This window comes from Candidatus Pelagibacter bacterium nBUS_30, from assembly GCF_051201245.1.
Classification (GTDB): Bacteria; Pseudomonadota; Alphaproteobacteria; order Pelagibacterales; family Pelagibacteraceae; genus Pelagibacter.
Genome location: NZ_CP172842.1, coordinates 649,767 through 674,382 on the forward strand (window position 1 = coordinate 649,767; position 24,616 = coordinate 674,382).

The following is a 24,616-nucleotide window of genomic DNA, read 5'->3' on the forward strand; positions in this document are numbered from 1 at the left end:
TTCTAAAAGTTTCCAAAAATTAAACTTTTTTTTCTTTTTTTATTAGTTTGCTTTACATATTCTATTATATCTTGAGTATCATTTTCTAGAATTGGTAAATCTTTTGAATAAACTTTAATTTTTTCATCAATATTTTTGTAAGCACGGTAAGATTTTTTAATATTTTCATCTGAAAAATAATATCTACCAGTAAAAAAAATGAATAAACTTATTATGATTATAAAAATTAAATATTTAATTTCTTTTAACATTACATTTTTTCTGGAGTATCAACTCCAACAATATTCATACCTGATTTAATAACGTTAGATATTGCTTTTAAAAAAACTAATTTATCTGGAGATATATTTTTTTGATCATTAATAAATCTTTTTTCTGGTTGTTGTTTACCTAAATTCCAATATGAATGAAATTCTGATGCTAGTTCATATAAATAAACTGGAATACGATGTGGTTCTAGTTTTGTGCTAGCAGCATCAATACATTTTGGCCATTGAGATACTTTTTTTAATATCTTAATTTCATCATTTGAGTATTCAAATTTATAATTATCTATTTTAACATCTGAATTTAAATCTTTACTAAGGTGTCTAAAGACAGATGAAATTCTTGCATAACAATACTGAACATAATAAAGTGGATTATCTTTAGATTTTTCTTTTACTGCATCAAAATCAAAATCTAGCTCAACATCACTACTTCTATTAAGCATTATAAATCTCGTAGCATCTTTACCAACTTCCTTAACCAAATCGTCAACTGTTATGTAGTCACCTTTTCTTTTTGACATTTTAAAAGGTTTATTGTCTTTGATAAGTTTTACAAGTTGGCTAATTTTACAAATTAATTTATTTTTGGTACCTGACAAAGCATCAACAGAAGAAGAAATTCTTTTAATATAGCCAGCATGATCTGCTCCTAGTATATTGATTAAATGATCAAAATTCCTATCAACTTTATTTTTATGATAAGCAACGTCACTTGCAAAATATGTCCATGTACCATCAGATTTTTGTAAAGCTCTATCTTTATCATCACCAAAATCTGTTGATTTAAATAATAACTGCTCTCTCTCAACCCAATTCGTACTATCTTCACCTGCTGGAGCTTTTATTTTACCCCTATATACGTACTTACTGGCTTCTAAAAATTTGATCACTTTTTCAACTTCATTGTTTAAAACAATACTTTTCTCACTAACAAAATTATCATGCTTAATTCCTAAACTTTTTAAATTTTCTTTAATTAAAAATAATGCTTGTTCTATAGATAATGCAGTTAATTTATCTACAATTTCATCATAATTCTCAAAATTAATATCTGAATTCAATGAAATAATATTCTTAGCAAAATCAACCAAGTAATCACCAGGATATAAATCTGTATTATCACTAGGAAAAGGTTCTTTAAATTTAACTTCACGAATTCTAAAATAAACAGATTTTGTATAATTAATAATTTGGTTCCCATAATCATTAACATAATATTCCTTAGTAACTTTATGTTTATTAAAAATTAATACATTAGAGATTACATCACCTAATATAGCGCCACGACAATGGCCGACGTGTAAGGGCCCTGTTGGGTTAGCTGAAACAAACTCTACCAAATAATTAAGCTTTTTTTCTTTTACATTAACACCAAAGTTTTTTGAATTAGTGATAATTTCTTTAATAAAATTTGTCCAAAATAAAGGTTTAAACTTAATATTAATAAATCCTGGTTTCACAATTGTAATATTTTCAATTAGTGGGTCTTTATCTTTAATAATAGGAGATATTTGTTCAGCTAAATCAATTGGCGATTTTTTATTTAATTTTGAAAGCACCATTGCAACATTAGTTGAAATATCACAATCAAATTGTTCTGGTGGAATTTCTGCGTTAATTCCATTAAAAGTTTCTGGAATTATCAATTCCCCTTGTTTATTTAGATCAATTAAGATTGATTTAATTTTGTCTATGTATGACTCAAAAATATTCATTTATAATTATTATATAGTTTAATAGCATAACGATCTGTCATACCTGAAATAAAATCTGAAATAGCTCTAAATTTATCTATAGTCAATTGATCTTTTGAAAGAAATTTTCTAGGATTTGATTTGATTATATTAAATAACTTTTTAACAATCACTTTACCTCTTTGATTTTTCCTTAGAACTGATTTATTATTATACATTTTTGTTTTTAAAAAAAATCTAATTTCTTTTTCTGAATTCTGCAATTTGTCTGAAAAACTAACTATTAATTGATCTATTTTAGCAACATCTTTTACAGATTTAATTTTAAACATTTTTAGATTTTTTTGTGTGTTAACTAATAAATCCCTGATCATTAAATCAATTGAGTCTCTAATTATTTGATAAGTAGCTATTTTATAATTTTTTTTATTAATCTTATTTTTATACTTAAAATAAATTGATTTAAAAAAGTCTATTTCAACAAGCTCATCTAATTTAAACAAATTAGCTTTAATCCCATCTTGTATGTCATGATTATTATATGCAATATCATCTGAAATTGCTGAAATTTGAGCTTCTAAAGATGCGTAAGTATTAAAATTAATCTTTCCCTTAAAAGTTTTCAAACCAATCAAACTATTTACCAAGGCTGTATCTTCAACAGGACCATTATGTTTTAATAACCCTTCTAAGGTTTCAACTGATAAATTAAGACCTTTAAACTTAAAATACTTATTCTCTAAGAACATAACTATTCTTAATGTTTGAAGATTATGATCAAAACCGCCATAATTTCCCATACATTCATTTAAAGCGTCTTCACCAGCATGTCCAAAAGGTGTGTGGCCTAAATCGTGAGCCAGACTTAATGTTTCAGCTAAATCTTCATTTAAGTTTAGATATTTTGCGATAGATCTAGCTATTTGTGCAACCTCAATAGAATGAGTGATTCTTGTTCTAAAATGATCTCCCTCAGTATTCACAAATACTTGAGTTTTATGTTTTAGTCTTCTAAACGATGCACTGTGAATAATTCTATCTCTGTCTCTTTGAAAAGGTGATCGATACTTTGAAGTAGGTTCTTTACTAAGTCTACCCTTACTTTTAAATACGCCTAACAAAGTGTGTTTTTTCATCCTTTAATTTAAATAATTAAGTATTATATTAGTATTATCAGTGTTCAGACATGATTAAAGAAATTAAATTTACAGATAATGCTTTAAAACAGATAGCAAATTTATTGTCTAAAAAAGATGTAGGTTCTTTTTTTAGAATCGCTATTAAAGGTGGTGGTTGTTCTGGATTTCAATATGAATTCACATTTGATAAATCTAAAAATGACGATGATTTCAATTATGAGAATATATTAATTGATAAAACATCAGCAGACCTATTAAAAGGCTCTGAAGTTGATTATGTATCTGAACTTATAGGTGAGTCTTTTAAAATTTCTAATCCACAAACCAAATCTTCTTGTGGTTGTGGTGTCTCATTCTCTCTTTAATGATTATTTCATCCTGGAACGTTAATTCAGTTAGAGCAAGAATAGATAATATCAAAAGTTATTTACTTAAATACAAACCTGACGTTTTAATGATGCAAGAAATTAAAACTGAAGATGTTAACTTTCCATATGATGATTTTGCATCTATGAATTATGAAAGTCATGTTTTTGGTCAGAAAAGCTATAACGGTGTTGCTATTGTATCTAAAGGTAAATTAGAAAATGTCAGAACTGACCTAATTAAAGATAAACTAAAACAGTCAAGAATAATTTCTGCAGAGATTAAATATAAGAAAAAAGTTATCCAATTAATAAATATTTATACTCCTAATGGAAACCCTGTTGATACTGAAAAATATGATTATAAAAAAAATTGGATGGATCAATTAATTAAACAATTAAAAACTTTATCAAAAAAAAATTCTAACATAATTCTTGCTGGTGACTTTAATGTCATTCCAGCTGCCGAAGACGTTTATAATGTTAAAAGCTTTGAAGACGATGCATTATATAGGCTTGAAATAAGGAAAAAATTTAGAGAGATGTTAAATCTTGGTTTTAATGATGTTTACAGACATTTTAATGAAGATAAAGAAGGCTATACATTTTGGGATTATATGAGAGGTGCATGGCAAAAAAATAACGGTATGAGAATTGATCATTTCTTAGTTTCAAACTCTATAATTGATAATGTAAAAGATATTAATATTAATAAAGATCCTCGTGGAAGAGAAAAACCCTCAGATCACACGCCTATTGAAATTAAACTAGCTTAGAGACTTTATTTTATTAACCAAATCCTCATTGATATTTCTAGGACCTGTATCCTGTCTATTTTTATGTCTTCTTTCACCAGGCAATCTAACTTCACCCATTGATTTCATTTTTTCAAAAAATTCTTCAGCATGTTTTTGCCAAGTTGTTCCGGCTGTTTTATCAGGACAAATAGCTAAAATAAATTCGCCTCCGCTAGGTGGTCCACCATCATTATTATCTTTAGTAGCCGTCTCATAACTAAAATTATCTCCAACTAAAGCACCCGCAAGTAATTCAACCATCATTGCAATTGCAGAACCTTTATATCCACCAAAAGGCAACAATACACCTCCGTCTGCTATTTCACCTGGATCAGTTGTTTCTTTGCCATCTTTAGTTAAGCCTGTACCAAGTGGAACTTTATGCCCTTCTCTTTTTGCGACTTGTACTTCACCCATTGCCATTGAGGCAGTGGCCATATCGTAGACAACAGGAGTTTTTCCGGGTCTAGGCCACGCAAATGAAATTGGGTTAGTACCAAATAAGGGTTTGATTGCTCCAGCAGGAGCAACAGCAGGTTTGTATGATGTACAAGCAAAAGCGACTAAACCATCTTCTGCTAACTTTTCAGTTTCAGGCCACATAGCAGCCATATGATGTGAATTATTTATAGCTAACACAGCGACCCCATTTTCTTTTGCGGCCTTAGATAATTCAGGCAAACCCTTACTTAAAACAACTGGAGCTAAGCAATTATTACCTTGAACTTTAATTACAGATGAAGAAACTTTATTTATTTCAGGTTTACCTTTACCGTTGATCTTTCCACTTTTGAGACCACTGACATAAGCAGGCAATCTAAACAAGCCATGAGATACAGAACCATCTCTTTCTGCATTCTTGATTAAATTAGCTAGAATAGATGCTGTTTCATCATCGCATCCATTAGCTAATAGTGTTTTTTTAGCTAAATCGAAAATCTCATCTAAAGATAAAGGAATATTGTTCATTTATTTAGTCTTACAATTTTTGCATAAACCAAAAAATTCTAAATTATACTTGCTGTATTTCATTCCAGAATCATCTGTAAAGTTTGATAAATATTTTGAAAGTTTTGAATTACTTATTTCAGAAACATTTTCACAATTTTCACAAATTGAGAATGCTGTTGCTTTAGAAATTTGACAGTTAGAATTTTGACAAGCTATAAAAGCATTTCTACTTTCAACTTTATGGATCTTTCCAATTTCTACTAATTTATCTAAAGCTCTGTAAACTTGCAATGGAGCTTTAATTCCTTTTTTTTGAACATTAAATAGAATTGAATAAGCTTTCATTGGCTCACCAGATTTATCAATTATATCAAAAATAATTTTTTGGTTTTTAGAAAGATTATGTTCTTTTTGCATATACAAATTCTTATCAATTAGTTGTTAATTTTTCAATTTAATCGATTGTTTAATATTAAGTAAAGACAATATAAATAAAACTAAAGCAGCCATAATTATTGAAGGTCCAGATGACGTGTTAAATTCTAATGAAGAAAATAAACCCAATATTACTGATAAAAGACCACCAATAACTGAATATAAAACCATTTTCTTTGGACTGTCTGAAATATTTCTTGCCATTGCAGCCGGTATAATTAACATTCCAGTGATTAACAATAATCCAACCATTTTAATTGATATAGCAATCACTGCAGCCATCAAAATTGTAAATATAGCTTTAGATCTATCAGGATTTAACCCCTCTGCTTCTGCTAGTTCATAATTTACCGTAGATGCGAACAGAGGTTTCCAGATCAATTTAAGTACAAATAAAATTAATGCTCCACCAGTCCATATAATAATTAAGTCATTAGTTGTTACGGCTAATATGTCTCCAAATAAAAGACCCATTATGTCAAAACGAATAAAAGTTAAAAAACCAATTACAACTAATCCAACAGCTAAAGAAGAGTGTGCCAAAAGACCTAACAAAGCGTCTCCAGGTAGATTAGTTTTTTTCTGAAGTTGAATTAATATCAATGCAACAACAGATGAAATTATGAACACTGATAACACAATATTAAGCTCAAACGAATAAGCTATTGTAACACCTAATAAGGCTGAATGAGATAATGTATCGCCAAAATAAGACAATCTTCTCCATACTACAAAACAACCTAGTGGTCCCGTTACTAGCGCAACTCCTATTCCGGCTATTAAAGCTCTTATAAAAAAATCATCTAACATGTTAATTTTTCTTTATTCGACCCTCATCTGAATGAACATGATCATGCTTATGCTCATAAACAGTTAGAATTTGAGAAGCTTGTTCACCAAACAAAGTTTTGTATTCATTATTTTTAGCAACATCCATTGGTGTACCTGAACAACATACATGTCCATTTAAGCAAACAACATGATCGGTTGCTGTCATAACAGTATGTAAATCATGAGAAATTAATAAAATTCCACAATTTAAAGTATCTGAAATTTTTTTGATCAATTCATATAACGCAATCTCTCCAGTATAATCAACACCTTGAACTGGTTCATCTAGAACTAATAATTCTGGTTTTTTAGAAATTGCTCTTGCTATCAAAACTCTTTGAAATTCTCCACCTGATAAATTTCCTAAATTTTCATTTTTAAGATGAGTAACTCCAGTAAGAGTAAGAGCTTCTTCTATTGCTTCATCTTTAATATCTTCAGTTAAAAGCATAAAATCATACACTCTTAGTGGCAAAGTCCAATCTATTGAAATTTTCTGAGGAACATAACCAACTTTGTTTGTGAATTTTTCAACACTTCCCTCAATATTTTTATAAATACCTAGTGCAATTTTTGCTGTAGTACTTTTGCCAGATCCATTTGGACCAATTAGAGTAACAATCTTTCCTTTCTCAACTTTTAATGTAACACCTTCTACTAACCATTTATTATTTTGTTTAAAACCAACTTTATTTAGCTCTACTAATATATTTTTATCTGAGTTCATTTATATCTTGACTTGTAAATGTTATATTATTACATAATGTTATATTATAACAACTAATTAAAATACTTATTATGAAAAATATCAAAAAATCATCCTTAATTTTATCAATTTTATCAATGTTAACATTATTTACATCAGCTAATGCTGAAATAAAAGTAGTTACATCAATTAAACCTATCCATTCTTTAGCAAGTTATCTTATGGATGGAATTGGAAAACCAGGTTTAATTGTAGATGGTTACGCGTCTCCTCACTCTTTTTCCATGAAACCATCTCATGCAAAAATGTTGCAGAACGCAGATATTGTATTCTGGATTGGTGAAGATATGGAAAATTTTTTAAAAAAACCATTAAGCTCAATAGCTAAAAAAGCTGAAAAAATTGAATTAATGGAGGTTAAAGGGTTGAATATATTAAAGTTTAGAGAAAGAAATATTTTTGAAGAACATAAACATGATGACCATGACGATCACGCTAAAAAAGAAGATGATCATGACGACCATGACCATGATGAGCACGCTAAAAAAGAAGATGATCATGACGACCATGACCATGATGAGCACGCTAAAAAAGAAGATGATCACGACGACCATGACCATGATGATCATGCTAAAAAAAAAGATGATCACGAAGGTCATGCACACGGAGAATATGACTCTCACATTTGGTTAGATCCAATGAATGCTAAAGTAATCTTAAATGAAATGGCCGAACATTTGATTGAAAATGATGTTGAAAATGCATCAAAATATCAAGATAATTTAAAAAAAGCACTTAAAGAAATTGATACTCTTACAATCCAAGTGATGACAGAATTAAACAAAAGTGTGTCATCTATAGTTTTTCATGATGCATATCAATATTTTGAAAAAAGATTTAATTTGAATATTCTCGGTGCGTTTACTGTTAATCCTGATGTAATGCCTGGTGCCGAACAATTAGCAGAAATCAGAGAAATTATTGAACATGATAAAGTTGCTTGTGTGTTCTCTGAACCTCAATTTAATCCTAACATCATCAACGCCGTAGCGAAAGATATGAAGATAAAAACAGGTGTTTTGGATCCATTAGGTGCAACTTTAGATCCAGGTAAAGATTTATATTTTGATTTAATTAAAAATATGTCTTTGTCATTTAAAGGTTGTTAAGTCGGCAGTTTTGTAATTATACAAAATACAACTTATATTTGTAAATTTTAAGTAGACAAATTTAAAGGATAATATAATTAAGAAGAATCATCTATTCTTAAAAAAATTTCTAAATTCTTACTGTGGACTTATGTTTTTTTTATTATAAAAAACGATGAATCAACTCCTTACAAAAAAAGATAATAAATTTAGCTATAGATAAATTCCCTCACACCTATTAAATCGTTATCAAGAATAAGAATCGTTCGAAACGGAAAACAATAAAGTAAACAAAAAATAGGAAAAAAATGGAACTGACAACAATATATACAATCGTCGGCTTTGCTTTAGCGGGATATAGTGTTATTGCAAATGACTCAATACAAACGCTAGGTACTTTTATAGCGTCTAAACAAAAATGGTTTAAATGGTACACTCTTGCTGGTTCAGCATCTTTTGTAATGGCTATAGCTATAACATGGGGATGGCACTCATATGATGGCGACATATCATACGGTAGACTTAACAGAATACCATTTCAAGAAATTCAATGGTACCACGCAGTTGCTCCTGCTATTCTTTTATTATTAACTAGAGTTGGTATCCCAGTATCTACAACCTTCTTGGTACTTTCAGCATTTGCATCCACTGTAGTTTTGGAAAAGATGTTAATGAAAAGTGTTGTAGGTTATGGCTTAGCTGCTGTAGTTGCATATTTAGCTTGGATCGTAGTATCAAAATTTATCAATGAAAAATTTGATGAAGTACAAGATAAATGGATAGGATTTTGGAGAAACTCTGTATGGGTAACTTCAGGTTGGTTATGGTGGGTTTGGTTATCTCATGACGTAGCTAATATAGCAGTTTATCTTCCAAGACAATTAGATGTAACTTTATTATTAATTGTTCTAGCGTACTTTACAGCTTTATTGTTCTACATATTTTATATTCATGGTGGACCAATACAAAAAGTTGTTTTAGATAAGACTGGAACAAGATATGCAAGATCAGCAACAATAATAAATGTTATTTATGCTGCAGTACTATACTACTTTAAAGAACTTAATGACCTTCCAATGTCTACAACATGGGTATTTGTAGGATTATTATGTGGTAGAGAACTTGCTATATCTACAATGAATAAAGAATACAAATTTAAATACGTCTTTCCATTAATTGGAAAAGACTTCATTAAAATGATCTTTGGATTAAGTGTATCTGTTGGAATTGTTTTAGCAATTCATTACATTATTATTCCAAATAATTGGTTTTAAATAAATTATATTATGGTCGTATTAGAAATTTCTGATACGGCCATATAATTCAGAATTTAATATATTATTTTGAAAATATTATTTCTTTAATTTAGAAACTAATTCTTTTAATTTTAACTTTTCTTTTTTTAGTTTTCTTAGTTTTTCCCAAGAAGAAAAGGCTCTGTCATTCATTCTTAATTTTGTAAAATGTTTAATTGCTAATTCAATTTTTTTATGTTTTTTAATGAGTTCTTTAAACTCCTTCATATTGAATAATCATAACATAAATACAATTTAAATAATCAAAATTAAGAAAATAAATTTATTTTAAAAAAAAGATTTATAGAGGTGCTCTTAAATGAATAAGTAAAAAAAACTGAATTATTTTTTGCTTTAATTTTTTGTCTGCGGTATGATCTATTTAAGTCCCGCACTAATTCAGCTTCAGACTGATGATCAATGATTAAAATTAACAATTTAAAGTGTCTAAATTATGATTTTAAAATTGGTAAAATTACTGTGTTTTCTTGGGTTGCATAGATACAAAACTATAAATATTGAGTTTGGATTTAATCCAACAGATAGAATTACGACTCTTGAGTGTAAAAATTGTGGTCATACTAAATTGAAAGCTGATGGTTGAAGTTTAATAAAATGAAAAATATTAGAAAAGATATTGATATTAGAAGATTTATAGAATGGTCAAAAATTGTTAGAGGTAAACCAATTCAGATAAGATTATATGAATTAATATATTTTGAGCTGTTAAACTTATGGATAGAGCTAAAACAACCTCCATTGAGAAGATTAATATATGAAACAATAAATTCAAATACTTATGATGAAAAGTTTATTAAGGGAAAAGTTTTTCAAGAATATATTGATGAAATTTTAGAAACACCTTGTGAAGATAAATCTGGTTATTATAACCCAGATTCAAGAGAGGTATTGAGCAAAGTGAACATTAAAGAATTATATGATGTTAAATTTTTAATAAAAAGTGAATTAAATACTGTGATAATGATCGATAGATATAATGCAATTTATACATTTTGTAGATTATATGAAGAGTGGTGCTTAAAAAAAAAATCAGAACAAATTGATGATGTGACTAAAAAAGAAAGATTTGATGTAACAAAAGATTTACCAATAAAGATTTCAGCTCAAAGGTAAATTTATTTAACCCTGCCATAAACATCTTCAAATCTAACTATATCTGTCTCTTTAAGAATTGATCCAACTTGAGCTTCGAATATTTTGACTGGTTTTTTTCCAGGATTTTGAATTCTATGAATTGCCTCTAGTGGAATAAAGATGTGATCATTTAGTTTTTTTACAAAACTATCTTTGTTCAATTTTATTTTGGGATGACCTTGAGTAACTAGCCAATGTTCAGCTCTATGATAATGCTTCTGTAAACTTAAAATACCTTTAGGTTTTACGAATAATTCTTTAATTAAAAAATTTTTTCCTTCAAATAAATTTGTATACCTGCCCCATGGACGAAAAAAAATATTCTTTTTTTTAATATATTTATTCTTATTTTTTTCGTACATTTTTAAAATTTCTTTCCAGCTTCCAAGATCTGACCATGGAATATTTAATTTAACAGCATTAATTTCTTTAGTTTTTTCTAAGATTGCATAATCAAAAGATTTAGCAGTTGCTTTAATGAATGACGCTTTATTTAAATAATAAGTATTATCTTTAAGTTTTGCTTTTTTAACAGAATTAACGCAATTTTTATAAATAATTGGCTGGTGTATTTTAAAGTTATTTATTATTGAATCTTTTCTAAGGAAAAACATCCCTGAATTCCAATAACCTTTTTGCTTTATAACCTGTTTAGCTTTTGCTTCTTTTGGTTTTTCTATAAATTTAGTTACTTTATTAATATTTCCTTTGATTTTTTTAGTTACAAAATATCCATATTCACTTGATGGTGATGTTGGTTTTATTCCAAAAATAAAGATATTCTGATCAGTTAAATTTGATTTATTTTTTTTAATTGCTTTATTAAATATACTCATCTTTTCAATCAAATGATCAGCTGTAAAAAACATTAACGGTTGATCGTGAGGAATATCTTTAATTAGAGCTGTGCTTAAAATAGCTGGTGCTGTATTTCTTTTTGTAGGTTCTAAAACAATTTTGTATTTTTTTATCTTATTCTTTTTAAGATGTTGTTTAACTTGTTTTAGATATTTTTTATTAGTACTTATAATTGGTGAATCATAAATCGAAGCTTTAGTTCTTTCTAAAGTTTTGCCTAATAAAGTCCAATTTCCAAAATCAATAAACTGTTTTGCTTGGTGATTTTTGGAATTAGGCCAAAGTCTTGTTCCAGCACCACCACATAAAATGACTGGACAAATTTTCATTAAATTTCTGAATAATCCTTAACTTCTTTTTTTTTACCAGGATGTGTTGGTGCACCTAGATAAGCAGGTCCTACTGTTTGTGCGTATTTCCAAAGTGTACCTGAACCAAAATCTGATTTTCGTGGTTTCCATTTGCTTTTTCTTGAAGCTAATTCTTTTTTAGAAAGTCTTACATTGATAGTGCCCTTTTTTGCATCTATATCAATAACATCTCCATTACGTAATAAAGCTATAGGACCTCCTAGGGCTGCCTCAGGGCCTACATGACCCACACAAAAGCCTCTTGTAGCTCCAGAGAATCTTCCGTCTGTTATAAGAGCAACTTTCTCACCCATTCCCTGACCATAAATTGCTCCTGTAGTAGATAACATCTCTCTCATACCAGGACCTCCTACAGGACCTTCGTATCGGATTATAATTACATCTCCTTCTTTATATTTACGTTTTTGTACAGCATCCATAGCTGCCTCTTCATTATCAAAGCATCTTGCTTTGCCAGTAAATTGTAATTTCTTAAGCCCTGCAATTTTAACAATGCCCCCATCAGGAGCTAAATTTCCTCTTAAACCAACAACTCCACCATCTGGAGATAATGGATTATCATATTTTCTTAAAACTTTTTGTTTAGGATTAAATTTAATATTTCTTAAATTATCCTTCATTGTTTTTCCAGTAACAGTCATACAATCACCATGAATAAAACCTCCGTCATAAAGTGTCTTTAACAACATTGGTACACCACCTGCTAACCACATATCTTTTGCTACATATTTTCCACCAGGTTTTAAATCAGCAAGATAAGGAGTTTTTTTAAAAATTTTTGCAACATCCATTAAATCAAATTTTATTCCAGCTTCATTAGCAATTGCAGGTAAATGTAATGCAGCATTAGTAGATCCGCCTGTTGCGGCAACTATAGTAGCAGCATTTTCTAAAGCTTTTTTTGTAACAATATCTCTAGGTTTAATTTTTTTTGCTAAAAGACTCATTACTGTTTTTCCGCTTTCTTTTGCATACTTATCTCTTTCCTCATAAGGAGCAGGTGTTCCTGCAGAATATGGAAGTGCTAAACCAATAGCCTCTGATACGCATGCCATCGTATTTGCTGTAAATTGACCACCACAAGCACCAGCACTAGGACATGCGACTAGCTCTAATTTTCTAAGTTCAGCTGCTGACATTTTACCTGAGGAATGTTTTCCTACAGCTTCAAATACATCAACAACTGTTACATCTTTTCCTTTATATCTTCCTGGAAGAATTGATCCTCCGTAAATAAATACACTTGGTACATTTAATCTAACCATCGACATCATTAATGCTGGTAAAGATTTATCACATCCAGCAATCCCAACTAATGCATCATAACAATGTCCTCTAACTGTAAGTTCAGCTGAGTCTGCTATTACCTCTCTAGATATTAAAGAAGCTTTCATCCCTTCATGACCCATTGCAATTCCATCGGTAACTGTAATTGTGCAAAATTCCCTTGGTGTACCGCCATTCGCTCTAACACCTTTTTTAACTGATTGAGCTTGTCTCATAAGTGCAATATTACAAGGAGCAGCTTCATTCCAAGTTGAAACAACACCTACAAAAGGTTTTGCTACATCTTTCTCTGTCTCACCCATTGCATAATAAAAAGATCTGTGAGGAGCTCTATCAGCTCCTAACGATGTATGTCTGCTTGGAAGTTTCTTTTTATTAAATTTTGCCATTATATACCCTTTATAGTTACTAATATTTTATCAATGTCGTTCTTTAAATTATTATAATTAGTTTTTTCCTGTTCAACAATCTCTTTTGGTGCTCTATCTACAAAACTTTTGTTTTCTAATCTTTGTGATATCTTGTTCATTTCTTCCTGAATTCTATTTTGTTTGCTAGTTAAATTTTCTTTAATAAGTTTCAAATCAACATCTTTATCAAAATAAATCTTAAATAAATCACCTGAAACAACCATAGTTGCTGCTGGCTTATCTAAGTCATCATTATGAATATTATTTATTCTTCCTAATTTTTTAAGGATAATTTCATTATCATTAATAAATTTTTTTTGGATATCATTAATATTATTGATAGATATATCTATAAATGAACCAGGACCTATATTGAGCTCGTTTTTAAAGGATCTAATTTCAGATATTATACTAATAATATTTTCAACTTGCCGTGTATTAGAGTCTTTATTGATTTTACCATTAGGCCAATTAGCAAGCATTAAAAAATCTTTGTTTGAATTATCAAATTTATTTTTTAGCCAGATCTCTTCCGTAACAAATGGAATAAATGGATGTAACAAAATTAAGATTTGTTTAAATATATAACTTGAAACTTTTTTAACTTCAGATTTAGCTTCATCGTTATCTGAAAATAGTATTGTTTTAGATAGTTCTAAGTACCAGTCACAATAAGAGTGCCATGCGAATTGATAAGCATTTTTTGCTGCTTCATCAAATCTATAGTCTAATAAATTTTTCTCAATTTTAGATTTTGCTACAATTAATTCTGTATAAATCCATTTATTAATATTAACTGATAAATTTGGAACTTTATCAATATCAGAGAAATCACAATCATTTGTGATTAAAAAATTATTAGCATTCCAAAGTTTATTTAAAAAATTTCTATATCCCTTAACTCTGTCTTCAGAAAGTTTTACATCAGTACCGGGAGATGCCATTGAAAGAAGAGTAAATCTTAATGCGTCTGCACTATATTTTTCAATTAAATCTAAAGGATCAATAACGTTACCTTTAGATTTTGACATTTTTTGACCCTTCTCGTCTCTAACTAATGCATGAACATAAACATCTTTAAAAGGTTCTTTGTTTAAAAATTCTGTTCCAAACATAATCATTCTAGCAACCCAAAAAAAAATAATATCAAAACCAGTTACTAAAACTGAAGTCGGATAAAATTTTTCAACATATTCTTTATTATCTGGCCAACCCAATGTTGCAAATGGCCAAAGACCAGATGAGAACCATGTGTCCAGGACATCAGGATCACGAATTATGTCAACATCTTTTTTATAATGTTTTTTTGCTAATAATTTTGCACCATCTTCATCTTCGGCAACAAATATTTTTTCATCAGGACCGTACCAAGCGGGTATTTGATGGCCCCACCAAAGTTGTCTTGAAATACACCAAGGTTCTATATTGTTCATCCATTGAAAATAAGTTTTAGACCAATTTTCAGGAAAGAAATTAGTCTTTTTTGAATTAACAACTTCTTTTGCTTTAACAGATAGTTTTTCTGCATCAGCAAACCATTGTTCTGTTAAGAAAGGTTCAATTATAGAATTAGATCTGTCACCATATGGAACCTTATTTTTTATGTTTTCTTCTTTAACAAAAAAATCTTTTTCCTTTAGTTCTTTTAAAATTTTCTTTCTTGCTTCAAATCTGTCTAGTCCAATATATTCTTTAGGCGCATTTTCGTTAATTTTACCGGCTTCAGTAAATATATTAATAATTTCAAGATTGTTTCTTTGTCCAACATCATAGTCATTAAAATCATGTGCGGGTGTAATTTTTAAAGCACCAGTTCCTTGTTCAGGATCCGCATAATCATCTTCTATAATATTAATTTTTCTTCCAACAATTGGTATTGTAACTTTTTTACCAACAAAAGATTTAAAACGATCATCTTTTGGATTAACTGCAATTGCAGTGTCACCTAACATTGTTTCAGGTCTTGTTGTTGCAATTGTTATAAACTCATCAGTTCCCTCAATAGGGTATTGAATATAATAAATTTTTGAATTTACTTCTCTTTGATCAACTTCAAGATCAGAAATTGCAGTTTTTAAGACAGTGTCCCAATTTACTAGTTTTTTATCTTTGTAGATTAAATCTTTATTATAAAGATCAACGAATACTTTTATTACTGATTTTGAAAGGTTTTCATCCATTGTAAAAGCATTTCGCGACCAGTCACAAGAACATCCAAGTTTTTTTAATTGGTTGATAATGATATCACCATATTGCTCTTTCCATTCCCAAACTTTTTCAATAAATTTATCTCTACCAATTTCATTTTTATCAATTTTTTCAACAGTAAGTTTTCTTTCAACTAAAGCTTGAGTAGCAATACCTGCGTGATCTGTACCCGGTTGCCATAAAGTTTCATAATTATTCATTCTGTGATAACGAACTAATAAATCTTGAATAGAATTATTTAATGCATGCCCCATATGAAGACTACCAGTTACATTTGGTGGTGGAATTACTATTGAGAATTTTTTTAAATTTTCTTTTGGTTTAAAAAGACCATTTTTTTCCCAATAAGAGTAAATCTTATCCTCAACATCAGAATGTATATATTTATCGTTACTCATGAATGTATAAAGTTTATAATTAATTAATCTAAATTAACAATAATCAATTTAGATCGTTATTTAATAGACTAATGAGAGATATTTAATATAAAAAGATATCTGAAGCTATTAGTCAAAACAAGATGGCAACGTGGCGGAATGGTTACGCAGAGGATTGCAAATCCTTGTATCCCGGTTCGATTCCGGGCGTTGCCTCCAAAAAAAATCTTGTTTTAGTTTTTAAAAAAAAGTAAGTTGAGATTTTTAATATTCCTCGGTAGCTCAGTTGGTAGAGCAGTTGACTGTTAATCAATTGGTCGCAGGTTCGAGTCCTGCCCGAGGAGCCAGAAAAATATCCAAATATATCACTGATTATTAGATAAAAGATTTAGGTTTTTTACTAACAAATGAATTCTCTTTGCATCTTGAAGATTTGGAGATGTTGATCTTTTTTTAAAAACATTGCTTTTAAATTTTTTTAGATTGTCATATGTGGGCTTTATTCTAAAATCATGTGTAATTTCATCAGGCTTAAATAAAATTTTATTGTCCTTTTTAAGATAAAATTGATCATAGAGATTTGTGATATTAGTCTTTAACATGTAGTTACCTTTATTAGAAAAAATCTTTAATCTATGAAATGGTTTGGATTTTTGATTATTTGATATTTTAAAATTAAATAAAACTTTAATTTTTTTTTTTTATAAAAAAAACAAAATCATAATTTAATTCTCCTTTTGACTCTAAAATTTTAGATTTATAAATTGTTAATTTTCCAAATAACTTTTCAAGATAAAATAATACATGACAAATATAATTGAAAAAATTACCACCCCCATTTAAATGTGTATTTTTCCAACTAGATCGTTTCGATTGCGATACATTTAAAAGCCAGTCAATATTGACTTTTTTAACTTTGATATCTTTTAAATATTCCTTTTTAAAAATTTTGAATGCATCAATATTGAGAAATTCGTAATTAACCATAAAAACGATTTTTTTATTTTTAGCTAATTTTGATATCTTTAGAATATCATTTAGTGAAGTGGTGACTGGTTTTTCACAAAAAATATTTTTATTATTTTTAATTGCAAAATTAATAATTTTTAAGTGTGTCTTAGGTGGTGAGGAAATGACAATACTATCAATTTTTTTATCTAAAATTAATTTCTTCCAATTTTGATATATTTTAATTCCTTCTGGCAATTCTTTGAGTTTAATTTTTTTTTTAAAAGCAAATCCTAAAACATTAAAAGACTTATCATCTTTAATTGCATTATAGATAACTTTGTAGCCAAAATTTTTACCAACAATTCCTAGATTTATTTTATCTTTCATTTGATTATATGAAATAATGATGTTTTGGTAATATAGATCAACCATCTAATATAAGGTGGTAAAAAAGATAAAAGTTTAAATTTACTATATCCTACCTCTCTATCGCGCCATACTGAAGGAAGTTCAATCATCGTACAACCCAATCTGTGTGCTTTAGAAGTAATTTCAAAACTTAAAGTAAAACCTTTTATAGACTCAAAATTTCCAATACTGTTAAGAACTTTGCGAGAAAAAAGTCTAAAAGCGTTAGTTGAGTCTTTTATTGGAAGAGTTGAGAAATATTGAAAAAAAAAAGATGCAAATCTAGTTAAAAATTCCTTTACAAATGGATTGCCTTCCATTTTACCACCTTTTATAAATCTACTAGGACAAACTAAATCATACCCCTCGATAAATCTTTCATAACATTGGTCAATAAGCATATAATTCTCATGATCATCGGCCATATAAAACATTACTGCATTACCATATGTTTTATTAATTCCCGTTTTTAATGCATTATTAAAGCCTCTTGAAAAATTTTTGACAAAATTAATTTTATTATTATTAGGAAAATTTTCATTAATAATAGTTAATGTAGGATCTTGATCATAATCGTAACAAATTGAAATCAAATAATCACATTTTGTATTTTCTAATATTTGTTGAATAGTTTTTACAATGACTTTATCTTCATTATAAACTGGTATTAAAATATCAAGACTTTCTGTTTTCATTAAAAATTATAAGATTTTTATTTTTGGTAATGGTATAATAAATTTTCCTTTGTAACCTCTTTTTCTTAGAGATTTCATTAATCTGTGTTTTAAATGCCAGGCTAAAATTACAACAAAATCAGGTTGGTCAATTAGAATTGAATTTTCATCTTTTATTTGAATATTGGTTCCTGGAATTAATTTCTTCAATTTAAATGATTTTGACATTTCACCAATCATTTTAATATTTTTTTTATTAAAATTTCCAGAATTTAACAAAACACAACCTCTTGGTGAAGCGCTAATACCATAAATATTTTTTTTTTGATGATTTAATTTTTTAATTAGATTTTTAATTTTAACAATATATTTAACTCTAAATGTATTAAGTTTTTTTATTTTTTTTACAATTTCTTTATCATTTTCTATTTTTAATATCTTATTATATCTAATAGTTTTTTTTTTAATTTTTTTAGACGCAAATATTCTTATAATTTCAGGTTGGTGTTTTAAGAATTCTACATCAAATACATGAAGATCAAAAATTTTTAATATTCTAGACATAGAGTTTATTGAATAGTAATATTTGTGATCTTGATGAAATGAATCAAAACCATTAGCTTTTAGAACTTTATAAATATATTGAGCTTCAATAATTAGTATTCCATCATTTTTTATAATTTTTTTAACACCCTCAATAATTTCATTTAGATTATTAGTATGTGCAAAAAAATTAGTAGAAATAACAAAATCAAATAATAATTTGTTTTTTTTTAAATCATTTGCTGTTCTAGAATTAAATTTCTTTTTAAGAGTTTTTATACCTCTTTCTTTTGAAATATTTGCTACATTTGTAGGTTCAATATTCAATTCTAAAAAATTTTTATTTTTAGCAATTTGCATCAATGATCCATCATTACCTCCAATATCAACAATCATAGGTTTATATCGCAAAAATCTTGATGAAATTTTTGCAATAAGATCTTTATAATCTTTTATCTTCTCATGTGAATCTGCACTCAAATAAGAATAATTTTTAGGAAAGATTAAACTATCTTTTACTGCATATTTAAGTTGTACCAAAAAACATTTTAGACATTGAGATATTATGGTCGGGTATTTAATTGTTTTAATTTTTTTAAAATCATTTATTAACGGTAATTTTCCAAAATCAATTTTTTCTTTAAGGTTACCTCCGCAAATACATCTTTTTTTAATAAGTATATTTTTTTTATACATTTTTAAAGTTTACTTTTTATTGATTAAAATAACTAACAAATAAACAATGTGTATTAAGCTTGAGACAGCTGTGTTGCTGTTTAAAGAAAGTATATGAAGTTAATTGTTTAAAATCAAATCTAGATTCAATATCATTTTATATCTGGGGGGTCTTTAATCTAATTAAAATTATACAGCTTTAGAAACGACTGTTCCTGAAATTTGTAGTGATTTATTAAATTTTAATTTTTGATCATCACTAAGTTCTGAGTATAACTTTATTAAAAAATTATAATTAATATTCATATGACTCTCTTGTGATTTTTCAAGATTAATTAAATACTCTGAAAAATCTTCAAAGAAATAATTTATTGGAACTTTTAAATAATTTGATAATTGAAGTAATCTAATTGAGCTAACTCCATTAGTTCCTTTTTCATATTTTTGAATCTGTTGAAATGTGACATTTATAGCTTTCGCTACTTTAGTTTGTGTCAATCCTAAAGCTAATCTTCTTAGTTTAAGTTTATTGCCTAAGTGTTTATTGAAATTATCTTCCATTAAGACCCCTCTTAATTAAATTTTAAAAGGCTATTGAACAAATTTATTTAGGTTCGTGCAACAGATAAATTTATTTATTTTGCCATCAAAAGTTTAATAACTAAATACGTGTCAAGCATTAGATGAAAAAAAAGATTATAAATAAGCTTATATTTACTTGACTTAAGTTCTTGATTTTAAAACAACAATTATAAATTTATAAAATTTGGCTTAAAAATAACTTGGTTCTGTCACTCTTAGGGTTAGCAAAAAATTCCTTTGTATCAGCTTTTTCTACTATCTTCCCTTCATCCATAAAAATCATACAATCTGCAACTTCTTTAGCAAACCCCATTTCATGAGTAACAACTATCATTGTCATTCCTTGTTTTGCTAAATCTACCATTACATCAAGAACTTCTTTAATCATTTCTGGATCTAATGCTGATGTTGGTTCATCAAACAACATTATTTTAGGTTCCATACATAAAGCTCGTGCAATTGCTACTCTTTGCTGTTGACCTCCTGATAGTTGGCCTGGGAATTTTTGAGCTTGATCTAAAATTTGAACTCTTTCTAAATGTTTAAGCGCTAATTCTTCAGCTGCTTTTTTAGGCATTTTTTTAACCCAGATGGGTGCTAAAGTGCAGTTATCTAAGATAGATAAATGTGGGAATAAGTTAAATTGTTGGAACACCATACCAACTTCTGCTCTTACTTGTTCGATATTTTTAGTATCTTCTGAAATTTCAGTACCATCAACAATTATATTACCTTCCTGATGTTCTTCTAATCTATTTATACATCTAATCAATGTTGACTTACCAGATCCAGATGGTCCACAAACAACTATTTTTTCTTTTGCTTTAACTTCAAGATTAATATCCTTAAGTACTTGAAAATCTCCATACCATTTATTTACTTTTTGAATTTGAATAATTGAATCTGACATAATTTTTATCTATCTGTTTTAAATTTTAATTCTAATTTTTGACTATATTTACTCATACTGTAGCAAATAATCCAGAATATAATTCCAGCAAAGACATAACCTTCCATTGAAAAACCAAGCCATTTAGGATTTGTTTTTGCTAAATTTAACATTCCAACTAACTCCAACAAACCTACTACAAAGATTAATGGAGTATCTTTTACCAAAGCTAAAAAAGTATTAGCAATTCCTGGTATTACTAATTTAAGAGCTTGTGGTAAAATAACGAGCAGGTGAAGTCTCCAATAACCCATACCCAAAGATTTAGCTGCATCATATTGGCCTCTTGGTAGAGCTTGTAAACCACCTCTAATAACCTCAGCTGTATAAGCAGCTTCAAATAAAGTTATAGCAACAATAACTCTAATTAATTTATCAACATATGTTCCATCTGGTAAAAACATTGGAAACATAACTGCAGACATAAATAATACTGTAATTAGAGGTACACCTCTCCAAAATTCAATAAATGAAAGCGAAGAGTATTTAACTACTGATAAATCAGATCTTCTACCAAGGGCCAACATCATGCCTATTGGAAAACAAAAAATAAGAGAAAAGAATGAAACAATGAATGTTAAAGAAAGTCCTCCCCAAGCACCAGTTTCTACCCATTCTAGACCAAATTCACCACCTGAAATTAAATAGTAAATTAAAAGAAAAGATATTATTGGTAAAAAAATTACATAATAAAATGTTAAATATTTTTTAAATTTTGATGGAAATAAATATCCAGCTCCCATTAACCCTAAAACAATAATAAATGTTGCATTAACTCTCCATTGTTCAGCATTAGGATACATTCCATACATAAATCTATTAAACCAAGTTTTAATATAAACCCAACATGCACCACCTCCTGTACAAGCTTCTTTATTCTCACCAACAAATGTTGCATCTAGAACAAACCAATTAAGTAATGGTGCAACACTAAAAATTATTAATATGATTATACTTATACTTAAAGCTGCGTTAAAATTACTAGTATTAATATTTTTGTTAAGCTCGTCCAGGATTTTAATTCCAGAAAAATCTATTCTTATTAAATGTAATCCAATCATTCCAAAAATTAGAGGAGTAAAAAAACTCACAAAACCAGGTAAAAATCCAGTGATATTAGTCTTATAAAAATTGTTTAGACAAAAATCAATTAAACCTAGTACAAAAAATAAAGAACCAAAAATTAAAAATAAATTTAAATTTTCTCTATTGGGTTTTAAAAAATTTATATTACTCATTATTATTTTTCCTGTATCGCAATTCTTTTATTATACCAGTTCATAAATAGTGAAATTACTAAACTGATTGTTAAATAAGTAGCCATTGTAATTCCTACAATTTCAATAGCTCTACCTGTTTGCATCATAGCTGTGCCAGCAAAAACTAATACTAAATCTGGGTAAGCAATAGCTGCAGCTAAAGATGAATTTTTTGTTAAGTTTAAATATTGGTTTGTAGTGGGTGGAATAATAATTCTTAAAGCCTGAGGTAAAATTACTAATTTCAAAACTTGACCAGGTGTTAAACCAATTGATGCAGCAGCCTCTTTTTGACCTTTACCTATACCCTGAATACCAGCTCTTACGTTTTCAGCAATAAAAGTTGCTGTATAAAGAGTTAACGCTAATGTTAGCGCTATAAGTTCAGGTGGTATTCCCATGCCACCTTCATACGTGAAAGAAGTTTGGGCTAGTTGTTTCAATTCTGGAAAACTCCAAGAAAGATCAACACCCCCTATTATAAAAGTTAATGCAGGCAGTATAACAAAAATTCCGAGTGAAATTAAAAATTTAGGATACTGTTTTCCTTCTTCTTCTTGTCTTCTTTTTGCAAATTTATTAAAAAAGTAAATAACAAACATTGCAACAATCAAGGCAATCATAAAAATATCAAAATTGTTCCAAATTGGAGCAGGTGTGTATAGTCCTTTGATAGTCATAAAAGAAGATCCAAATATCAAGGTTGCATCTTCTGGCATTGGTAAAGCTCTTAATGCTGCAAAATACCAAAAAAAGATCTGTAATAACAAAGGAATATTTCTAAAAAATTCAACATAAAAACTGGCTGTTTTATTAATTAGGTAGTTAGGTGATAATCTAGCAACACCTATCACGGCACCTAATAGCGTACTTAAAATAATACCAATGAATGAAACTAACAATGTATTTAAAAGTCCAACTAGATAAGCACGTCCATATGACATGGAGCCATCATAATCAATTAACGAAAATTGAATATCAAATGAAGCTTCTTTAGATAAAAAACCAAAACCAAATTCGATACCTCGGGTATCCATGTTCTCTTGGGCATTCATTGTAAAGAAACCAAAGATTAAAACTATGAATGATAGAGTTAAAAATTGAGGTAAGATTTTTTTAAATTTCATTTAGACTGATACTATAAAAAAAGGGCTAGATAAATCTAGCCCTTTTTATCAATTTATTACTTTTAATTATCTTGATGGTGGAACGTATAAAATACCACCTTTAGTCCATAATTCATTTGGACCTCTGTCTGGTAAGATACCAGTGTCAGCTATATTTCTCTTATAACTTTCACCATAATTTCCAACTTGTTTGATAATTCTCAAGTTCCACTCGTTATCTAAACCGAATGCAGCACCCATTTCACCTTCAGCACCAACTAATCTTTTGATTTGTGGGTTTTCTGAAGTTTTCATCATGTCAGCATTTGCAGAAGTAACACCGTACTCCTCAGCTTCGATCATAGTATTTAAAGACCATCTTACGATATCTTCCCATACTGCATCACCTTGTCTAACAACAGGGCCTAATGGCTCTTTTGAGATAGTTTCAGGTAATACGATGTGATCATCAGGATTTGACATTTTAGTTCTTTGTGCAGCAAGACCTGATTTGTCAGTAGTGTAAGTATCACATCTACCAGCATCATAAGCAGCTACAACTTCATCAGCTTTTTCAAAAGCAACTGGAGTGTAAGAAATTCCTTTAGAGTTAAAGAAGTCTCTCATGTTTAACTCAGTTGTTGTACCAATGTTAGTACAAGCTGAGATTCCATCTTTGAATTGGCTTGTTGAAGTAATTCCAGAGTTTTTTCTAACCATGAAACCTTGACCATCGTAGAAGTTTACTCCAACGAAAGTTAGGCCAATGTCAGCATCTCTAGAAAGAGTCCAAGTTGTGTTTCTTGATAAGATATCAATCTCACCAGAAGTTAAAGCTGTAAATCTTTCTTTAGCACTCAATGGTGTAAACTTAACTTTGTTTGCATCACCTAGTACTGCAGCAGCTACCGCTCTACATACATCAACGTCAACACCAGTCCAATTTCCTGCAGCGTCAGCATTAGAAAATCCTGGTAGACCTTGAGATACTCCACATCTTACAAAACCCTTCTTCTGAGTATTTTTAAGTGTCTTAGATTTTTTAGCAGCGAAAGTTTCTGTTGTAAAAGTAAACAACACAGCAACCATTGCTACTAAAGAAGTTAATTGTTTTACGTATTTAAACATTATTCTTCCTTTTAGTTATTTTTATTTGTTAACAAATAATTCAAA

26 protein-coding genes and 2 tRNA genes are annotated in these 24,616 nt (G+C 28.6%); 8 read left to right on the forward strand and 20 right to left on the reverse strand.

From position 1 onward, the window contains the following. Nucleotides 1-2: 2 nt before the first annotated feature. The 3 genes from ACIJYE_RS03555 to ACIJYE_RS03565 are packed head-to-tail and all read right to left on the reverse strand — an operon-like array spanning nucleotide 3 to nucleotide 3,099. Entirely contained in the window at nucleotides 3-251 is a 249-nt protein-coding gene (locus ACIJYE_RS03555) for a hypothetical protein (protein ID WP_435091226.1), read from the reverse strand. Then, a complete protein-coding gene (gene argS, locus ACIJYE_RS03560) occupies nucleotides 251-1,984 on the reverse strand; it encodes an arginine--tRNA ligase (protein ID WP_435091227.1) in 1,734 nt (577 codons plus the stop codon). Before argS ends, ACIJYE_RS03555 begins: the two co-directional genes overlap by 1 nt. Beyond that, nucleotides 1,981-3,099 carry a deoxyguanosinetriphosphate triphosphohydrolase gene (locus tag ACIJYE_RS03565; protein WP_435091228.1) on the reverse strand — a complete coding sequence of 373 codons (1,119 nt, stop codon included), beginning with the start codon at nucleotides 3,097-3,099 and terminating at the stop codon, nucleotides 1,981-1,983. Before ACIJYE_RS03565 ends, argS begins: the two co-directional genes overlap by 4 nt. Before the next feature lie 50 nt (nucleotides 3,100-3,149). Here ACIJYE_RS03565 and ACIJYE_RS03570 point away from each other — a divergent pair, with 50 nt between their 5' ends. Continuing rightward, entirely contained in the window at nucleotides 3,150-3,467 is a 318-nt protein-coding gene (locus ACIJYE_RS03570) for a HesB/IscA family protein (protein WP_435084851.1), read from the forward strand. Next, complete coding sequence (xth, locus tag ACIJYE_RS03575) at nucleotides 3,467-4,243, forward strand: exodeoxyribonuclease III (protein ID WP_435091229.1); 777 nt, start codon at nucleotides 3,467-3,469, stop codon at nucleotides 4,241-4,243. Before ACIJYE_RS03570 ends, xth begins: the two co-directional genes overlap by 1 nt. On the opposite strand, the gene ACIJYE_RS03580 is transcribed toward xth, so the two are convergent. From ACIJYE_RS03580 to ACIJYE_RS03595, 4 genes are read right to left on the reverse strand one after another with little or no spacing between them, the layout of a single operon-like run. Further along, nucleotides 4,235-5,233, reverse strand: a complete 999-nt coding sequence (locus tag ACIJYE_RS03580; RefSeq protein WP_435091231.1) for an Ldh family oxidoreductase — start codon at nucleotides 5,231-5,233, stop codon at nucleotides 4,235-4,237. The two genes, xth and ACIJYE_RS03580, sit on opposite strands and share 9 nt — an antisense overlap. Then, the gene (locus tag ACIJYE_RS03585) at nucleotides 5,234-5,632 is read right to left on the reverse strand and encodes a Fur family transcriptional regulator (RefSeq protein WP_435091232.1); all 399 of its coding nucleotides are present in this window, start codon (nucleotides 5,630-5,632) and stop codon (nucleotides 5,234-5,236) included. A 24-nt stretch (nucleotides 5,633-5,656) separates the two neighbouring features. Continuing rightward, nucleotides 5,657-6,460, reverse strand: coding sequence for a metal ABC transporter permease (locus ACIJYE_RS03590; RefSeq protein WP_435091233.1), 804 nt, complete (start codon nucleotides 6,458-6,460; stop codon nucleotides 5,657-5,659). A gap of 1 nt (nucleotide 6,461) precedes the next feature. After that, nucleotides 6,462-7,208 (reverse strand): ATP-binding cassette domain-containing protein, encoded by a 747-nt coding sequence (locus ACIJYE_RS03595; RefSeq protein WP_435084861.1) that lies wholly within the window; start codon nucleotides 7,206-7,208, stop codon nucleotides 6,462-6,464. Between the two features lie 71 nt (nucleotides 7,209-7,279). Here ACIJYE_RS03595 and ACIJYE_RS03600 point away from each other — a divergent pair, with 71 nt between their 5' ends. Further along, nucleotides 7,280-8,356 (forward strand): zinc ABC transporter substrate-binding protein, encoded by a 1,077-nt coding sequence (locus ACIJYE_RS03600; protein WP_435091234.1) that lies wholly within the window; start codon nucleotides 7,280-7,282, stop codon nucleotides 8,354-8,356. Nucleotides 8,357-8,643: 287 nt separating this feature from the next. Then, the gene (locus ACIJYE_RS03605; protein ID WP_435091235.1) at nucleotides 8,644-9,609 is read left to right on the forward strand and encodes a hypothetical protein; all 966 of its coding nucleotides are present in this window, start codon (nucleotides 8,644-8,646) and stop codon (nucleotides 9,607-9,609) included. Nucleotides 9,610-9,687: 78 nt separating this feature from the next. Here ACIJYE_RS03605 and ACIJYE_RS03610 read toward each other — a convergent pair whose 3' ends face one another. Beyond that, a complete protein-coding gene (locus ACIJYE_RS03610) occupies nucleotides 9,688-9,858 on the reverse strand; it encodes a hypothetical protein (protein WP_435091236.1) in 171 nt (56 codons plus the stop codon). Between the two features lie 226 nt (nucleotides 9,859-10,084). Between ACIJYE_RS03610 and ACIJYE_RS03615 the strand changes: the two genes are divergently transcribed. Both ACIJYE_RS03615 and ACIJYE_RS03620 read left to right on the forward strand, forming a co-directional pair. Next, on the forward strand, nucleotides 10,085-10,234 hold the full coding sequence (locus ACIJYE_RS03615; RefSeq protein WP_435089192.1) for a hypothetical protein: 150 nt from the start codon (nucleotides 10,085-10,087) through the stop codon (nucleotides 10,232-10,234). Between the two features lie 11 nt (nucleotides 10,235-10,245). Next, entirely contained in the window at nucleotides 10,246-10,764 is a 519-nt protein-coding gene (locus ACIJYE_RS03620) for a hypothetical protein (protein ID WP_435091238.1), read from the forward strand. A gap of 2 nt (nucleotides 10,765-10,766) precedes the next feature. On the opposite strand, the gene ACIJYE_RS03625 is transcribed toward ACIJYE_RS03620, so the two are convergent. From ACIJYE_RS03625 to ACIJYE_RS03635, 3 genes are read right to left on the reverse strand one after another with little or no spacing between them, the layout of a single operon-like run. Beyond that, the gene (locus ACIJYE_RS03625; RefSeq protein ID WP_435091240.1) at nucleotides 10,767-11,972 is read right to left on the reverse strand and encodes a sugar phosphate nucleotidyltransferase; all 1,206 of its coding nucleotides are present in this window, start codon (nucleotides 11,970-11,972) and stop codon (nucleotides 10,767-10,769) included. Next, nucleotides 11,972-13,690 (reverse strand): dihydroxy-acid dehydratase, encoded by a 1,719-nt coding sequence (ilvD, locus tag ACIJYE_RS03630; RefSeq protein WP_435091241.1) that lies wholly within the window; start codon nucleotides 13,688-13,690, stop codon nucleotides 11,972-11,974. Before ilvD ends, ACIJYE_RS03625 begins: the two co-directional genes overlap by 1 nt. Beyond that, a complete protein-coding gene (locus ACIJYE_RS03635) occupies nucleotides 13,690-16,317 on the reverse strand; it encodes a valine--tRNA ligase (RefSeq protein ID WP_435091242.1) in 2,628 nt (875 codons plus the stop codon). Before ACIJYE_RS03635 ends, ilvD begins: the two co-directional genes overlap by 1 nt. Nucleotides 16,318-16,441: 124 nt before the next feature. Between ACIJYE_RS03635 and ACIJYE_RS03640 the strand changes: the two genes are divergently transcribed. Both ACIJYE_RS03640 and ACIJYE_RS03645 read left to right on the forward strand, forming a co-directional pair. Then, nucleotides 16,442-16,515, forward strand: a tRNA-Cys gene (locus tag ACIJYE_RS03640). A gap of 52 nt (nucleotides 16,516-16,567) precedes the next feature. Beyond that, nucleotides 16,568-16,643, forward strand: a tRNA-Asn gene (locus ACIJYE_RS03645). An 18-nt stretch (nucleotides 16,644-16,661) separates the two neighbouring features. Here the strand turns inward: ACIJYE_RS03645 and ACIJYE_RS03650 are convergent. The 9 genes from ACIJYE_RS03650 to ACIJYE_RS03690 all read right to left on the reverse strand — a co-directional run bounded on the left by ACIJYE_RS03650 (nucleotide 16,662) and on the right by ACIJYE_RS03690 (nucleotide 24,571). Next, the gene (locus ACIJYE_RS03650; RefSeq protein WP_435091243.1) at nucleotides 16,662-16,898 is read right to left on the reverse strand and encodes a hypothetical protein; all 237 of its coding nucleotides are present in this window, start codon (nucleotides 16,896-16,898) and stop codon (nucleotides 16,662-16,664) included. An 85-nt stretch (nucleotides 16,899-16,983) separates the two neighbouring features. Beyond that, on the reverse strand, nucleotides 16,984-17,634 hold the full coding sequence (locus ACIJYE_RS03655) for a Gfo/Idh/MocA family protein (protein WP_435091244.1): 651 nt from the start codon (nucleotides 17,632-17,634) through the stop codon (nucleotides 16,984-16,986). Next, entirely contained in the window at nucleotides 17,631-18,350 is a 720-nt protein-coding gene (locus ACIJYE_RS03660) for a glycosyltransferase family 2 protein (protein ID WP_435089339.1), read from the reverse strand. Before ACIJYE_RS03660 ends, ACIJYE_RS03655 begins: the two co-directional genes overlap by 4 nt. Nucleotides 18,351-18,356: 6 nt before the next feature. Then, nucleotides 18,357-19,568, reverse strand: a complete 1,212-nt coding sequence (locus tag ACIJYE_RS03665; protein WP_435089341.1) for a methyltransferase domain-containing protein — start codon at nucleotides 19,566-19,568, stop codon at nucleotides 18,357-18,359. A 168-nt stretch (nucleotides 19,569-19,736) separates the two neighbouring features. After that, entirely contained in the window at nucleotides 19,737-20,108 is a 372-nt protein-coding gene (locus ACIJYE_RS03670; RefSeq protein WP_435089343.1) for a helix-turn-helix domain-containing protein, read from the reverse strand. A 196-nt stretch (nucleotides 20,109-20,304) separates the two neighbouring features. Then, nucleotides 20,305-21,039 carry an amino acid ABC transporter ATP-binding protein gene (locus ACIJYE_RS03675; RefSeq protein WP_435089345.1) on the reverse strand — a complete coding sequence of 245 codons (735 nt, stop codon included), beginning with the start codon at nucleotides 21,037-21,039 and terminating at the stop codon, nucleotides 20,305-20,307. Nucleotides 21,040-21,044: 5 nt separating this feature from the next. Next, the gene (locus tag ACIJYE_RS03680; RefSeq protein WP_435089346.1) at nucleotides 21,045-22,316 is read right to left on the reverse strand and encodes an amino acid ABC transporter permease; all 1,272 of its coding nucleotides are present in this window, start codon (nucleotides 22,314-22,316) and stop codon (nucleotides 21,045-21,047) included. 2 nt (nucleotides 22,317-22,318) lie between these two features. Next, a complete protein-coding gene (locus ACIJYE_RS03685) occupies nucleotides 22,319-23,464 on the reverse strand; it encodes an amino acid ABC transporter permease (RefSeq protein ID WP_435089348.1) in 1,146 nt (381 codons plus the stop codon). Nucleotides 23,465-23,530: 66 nt separating this feature from the next. Then, complete coding sequence (locus ACIJYE_RS03690; protein WP_435089350.1) at nucleotides 23,531-24,571, reverse strand: amino acid ABC transporter substrate-binding protein; 1,041 nt, start codon at nucleotides 24,569-24,571, stop codon at nucleotides 23,531-23,533. Nucleotides 24,572-24,616 lie beyond the last annotated feature (45 nt).

What these genes read in the sequence shown, in the direction of transcription:
- ACIJYE_RS03555 (WP_435091226.1), bottom strand. Translation starts at nt 251, where the DNA reads ATGTTAAAAGAAATTAAATATTTAATTTTTATAATCATAATAAGTTTA.
- argS (WP_435091227.1), bottom strand. Translation starts at nt 1,984, where the DNA reads ATGAATATTTTTGAGTCATACATAGACAAAATTAAATCAATCTTAATT.
- ACIJYE_RS03565 (WP_435091228.1), bottom strand. Translation starts at nt 3,099, where the DNA reads ATGAAAAAACACACTTTGTTAGGCGTATTTAAAAGTAAGGGTAGACTT.
- ACIJYE_RS03570 (WP_435084851.1), top strand. Translation starts at nt 3,150, where the DNA reads ATGATTAAAGAAATTAAATTTACAGATAATGCTTTAAAACAGATAGCA.
- xth (WP_435091229.1), top strand. Translation starts at nt 3,467, where the DNA reads ATGATTATTTCATCCTGGAACGTTAATTCAGTTAGAGCAAGAATAGAT.
- ACIJYE_RS03580 (WP_435091231.1), bottom strand. Translation starts at nt 5,233, where the DNA reads ATGAACAATATTCCTTTATCTTTAGATGAGATTTTCGATTTAGCTAAA.
- ACIJYE_RS03585 (WP_435091232.1), bottom strand. Translation starts at nt 5,632, where the DNA reads ATGCAAAAAGAACATAATCTTTCTAAAAACCAAAAAATTATTTTTGAT.
- ACIJYE_RS03590 (WP_435091233.1), bottom strand. Translation starts at nt 6,460, where the DNA reads ATGTTAGATGATTTTTTTATAAGAGCTTTAATAGCCGGAATAGGAGTT.
- ACIJYE_RS03595 (WP_435084861.1), bottom strand. Translation starts at nt 7,208, where the DNA reads ATGAACTCAGATAAAAATATATTAGTAGAGCTAAATAAAGTTGGTTTT.
- ACIJYE_RS03600 (WP_435091234.1), top strand. Translation starts at nt 7,280, where the DNA reads ATGAAAAATATCAAAAAATCATCCTTAATTTTATCAATTTTATCAATG.
- ACIJYE_RS03605 (WP_435091235.1), top strand. Translation starts at nt 8,644, where the DNA reads ATGGAACTGACAACAATATATACAATCGTCGGCTTTGCTTTAGCGGGA.
- ACIJYE_RS03610 (WP_435091236.1), bottom strand. Translation starts at nt 9,858, where the DNA reads ATGAAGGAGTTTAAAGAACTCATTAAAAAACATAAAAAAATTGAATTA.
- ACIJYE_RS03615 (WP_435089192.1), top strand. Translation starts at nt 10,085, where the DNA reads ATGATTTTAAAATTGGTAAAATTACTGTGTTTTCTTGGGTTGCATAGA.
- ACIJYE_RS03620 (WP_435091238.1), top strand. Translation starts at nt 10,246, where the DNA reads ATGAAAAATATTAGAAAAGATATTGATATTAGAAGATTTATAGAATGG.
- ACIJYE_RS03625 (WP_435091240.1), bottom strand. Translation starts at nt 11,972, where the DNA reads ATGAAAATTTGTCCAGTCATTTTATGTGGTGGTGCTGGAACAAGACTT.
- ilvD (WP_435091241.1), bottom strand. Translation starts at nt 13,690, where the DNA reads ATGGCAAAATTTAATAAAAAGAAACTTCCAAGCAGACATACATCGTTA.
- ACIJYE_RS03635 (WP_435091242.1), bottom strand. Translation starts at nt 16,317, where the DNA reads ATGAGTAACGATAAATATATACATTCTGATGTTGAGGATAAGATTTAC.
- ACIJYE_RS03650 (WP_435091243.1), bottom strand. Translation starts at nt 16,898, where the DNA reads ATGTTAAAGACTAATATCACAAATCTCTATGATCAATTTTATCTTAAA.
- ACIJYE_RS03655 (WP_435091244.1), bottom strand. Translation starts at nt 17,634, where the DNA reads ATGAAAGATAAAATAAATCTAGGAATTGTTGGTAAAAATTTTGGCTAC.
- ACIJYE_RS03660 (WP_435089339.1), bottom strand. Translation starts at nt 18,350, where the DNA reads ATGAAAACAGAAAGTCTTGATATTTTAATACCAGTTTATAATGAAGAT.
- ACIJYE_RS03665 (WP_435089341.1), bottom strand. Translation starts at nt 19,568, where the DNA reads ATGTATAAAAAAAATATACTTATTAAAAAAAGATGTATTTGCGGAGGT.
- ACIJYE_RS03670 (WP_435089343.1), bottom strand. Translation starts at nt 20,108, where the DNA reads ATGGAAGATAATTTCAATAAACACTTAGGCAATAAACTTAAACTAAGA.
- ACIJYE_RS03675 (WP_435089345.1), bottom strand. Translation starts at nt 21,039, where the DNA reads ATGTCAGATTCAATTATTCAAATTCAAAAAGTAAATAAATGGTATGGA.
- ACIJYE_RS03680 (WP_435089346.1), bottom strand. Translation starts at nt 22,316, where the DNA reads ATGAGTAATATAAATTTTTTAAAACCCAATAGAGAAAATTTAAATTTA.
- ACIJYE_RS03685 (WP_435089348.1), bottom strand. Translation starts at nt 23,464, where the DNA reads ATGAAATTTAAAAAAATCTTACCTCAATTTTTAACTCTATCATTCATA.
- ACIJYE_RS03690 (WP_435089350.1), bottom strand. Translation starts at nt 24,571, where the DNA reads ATGTTTAAATACGTAAAACAATTAACTTCTTTAGTAGCAATGGTTGCT.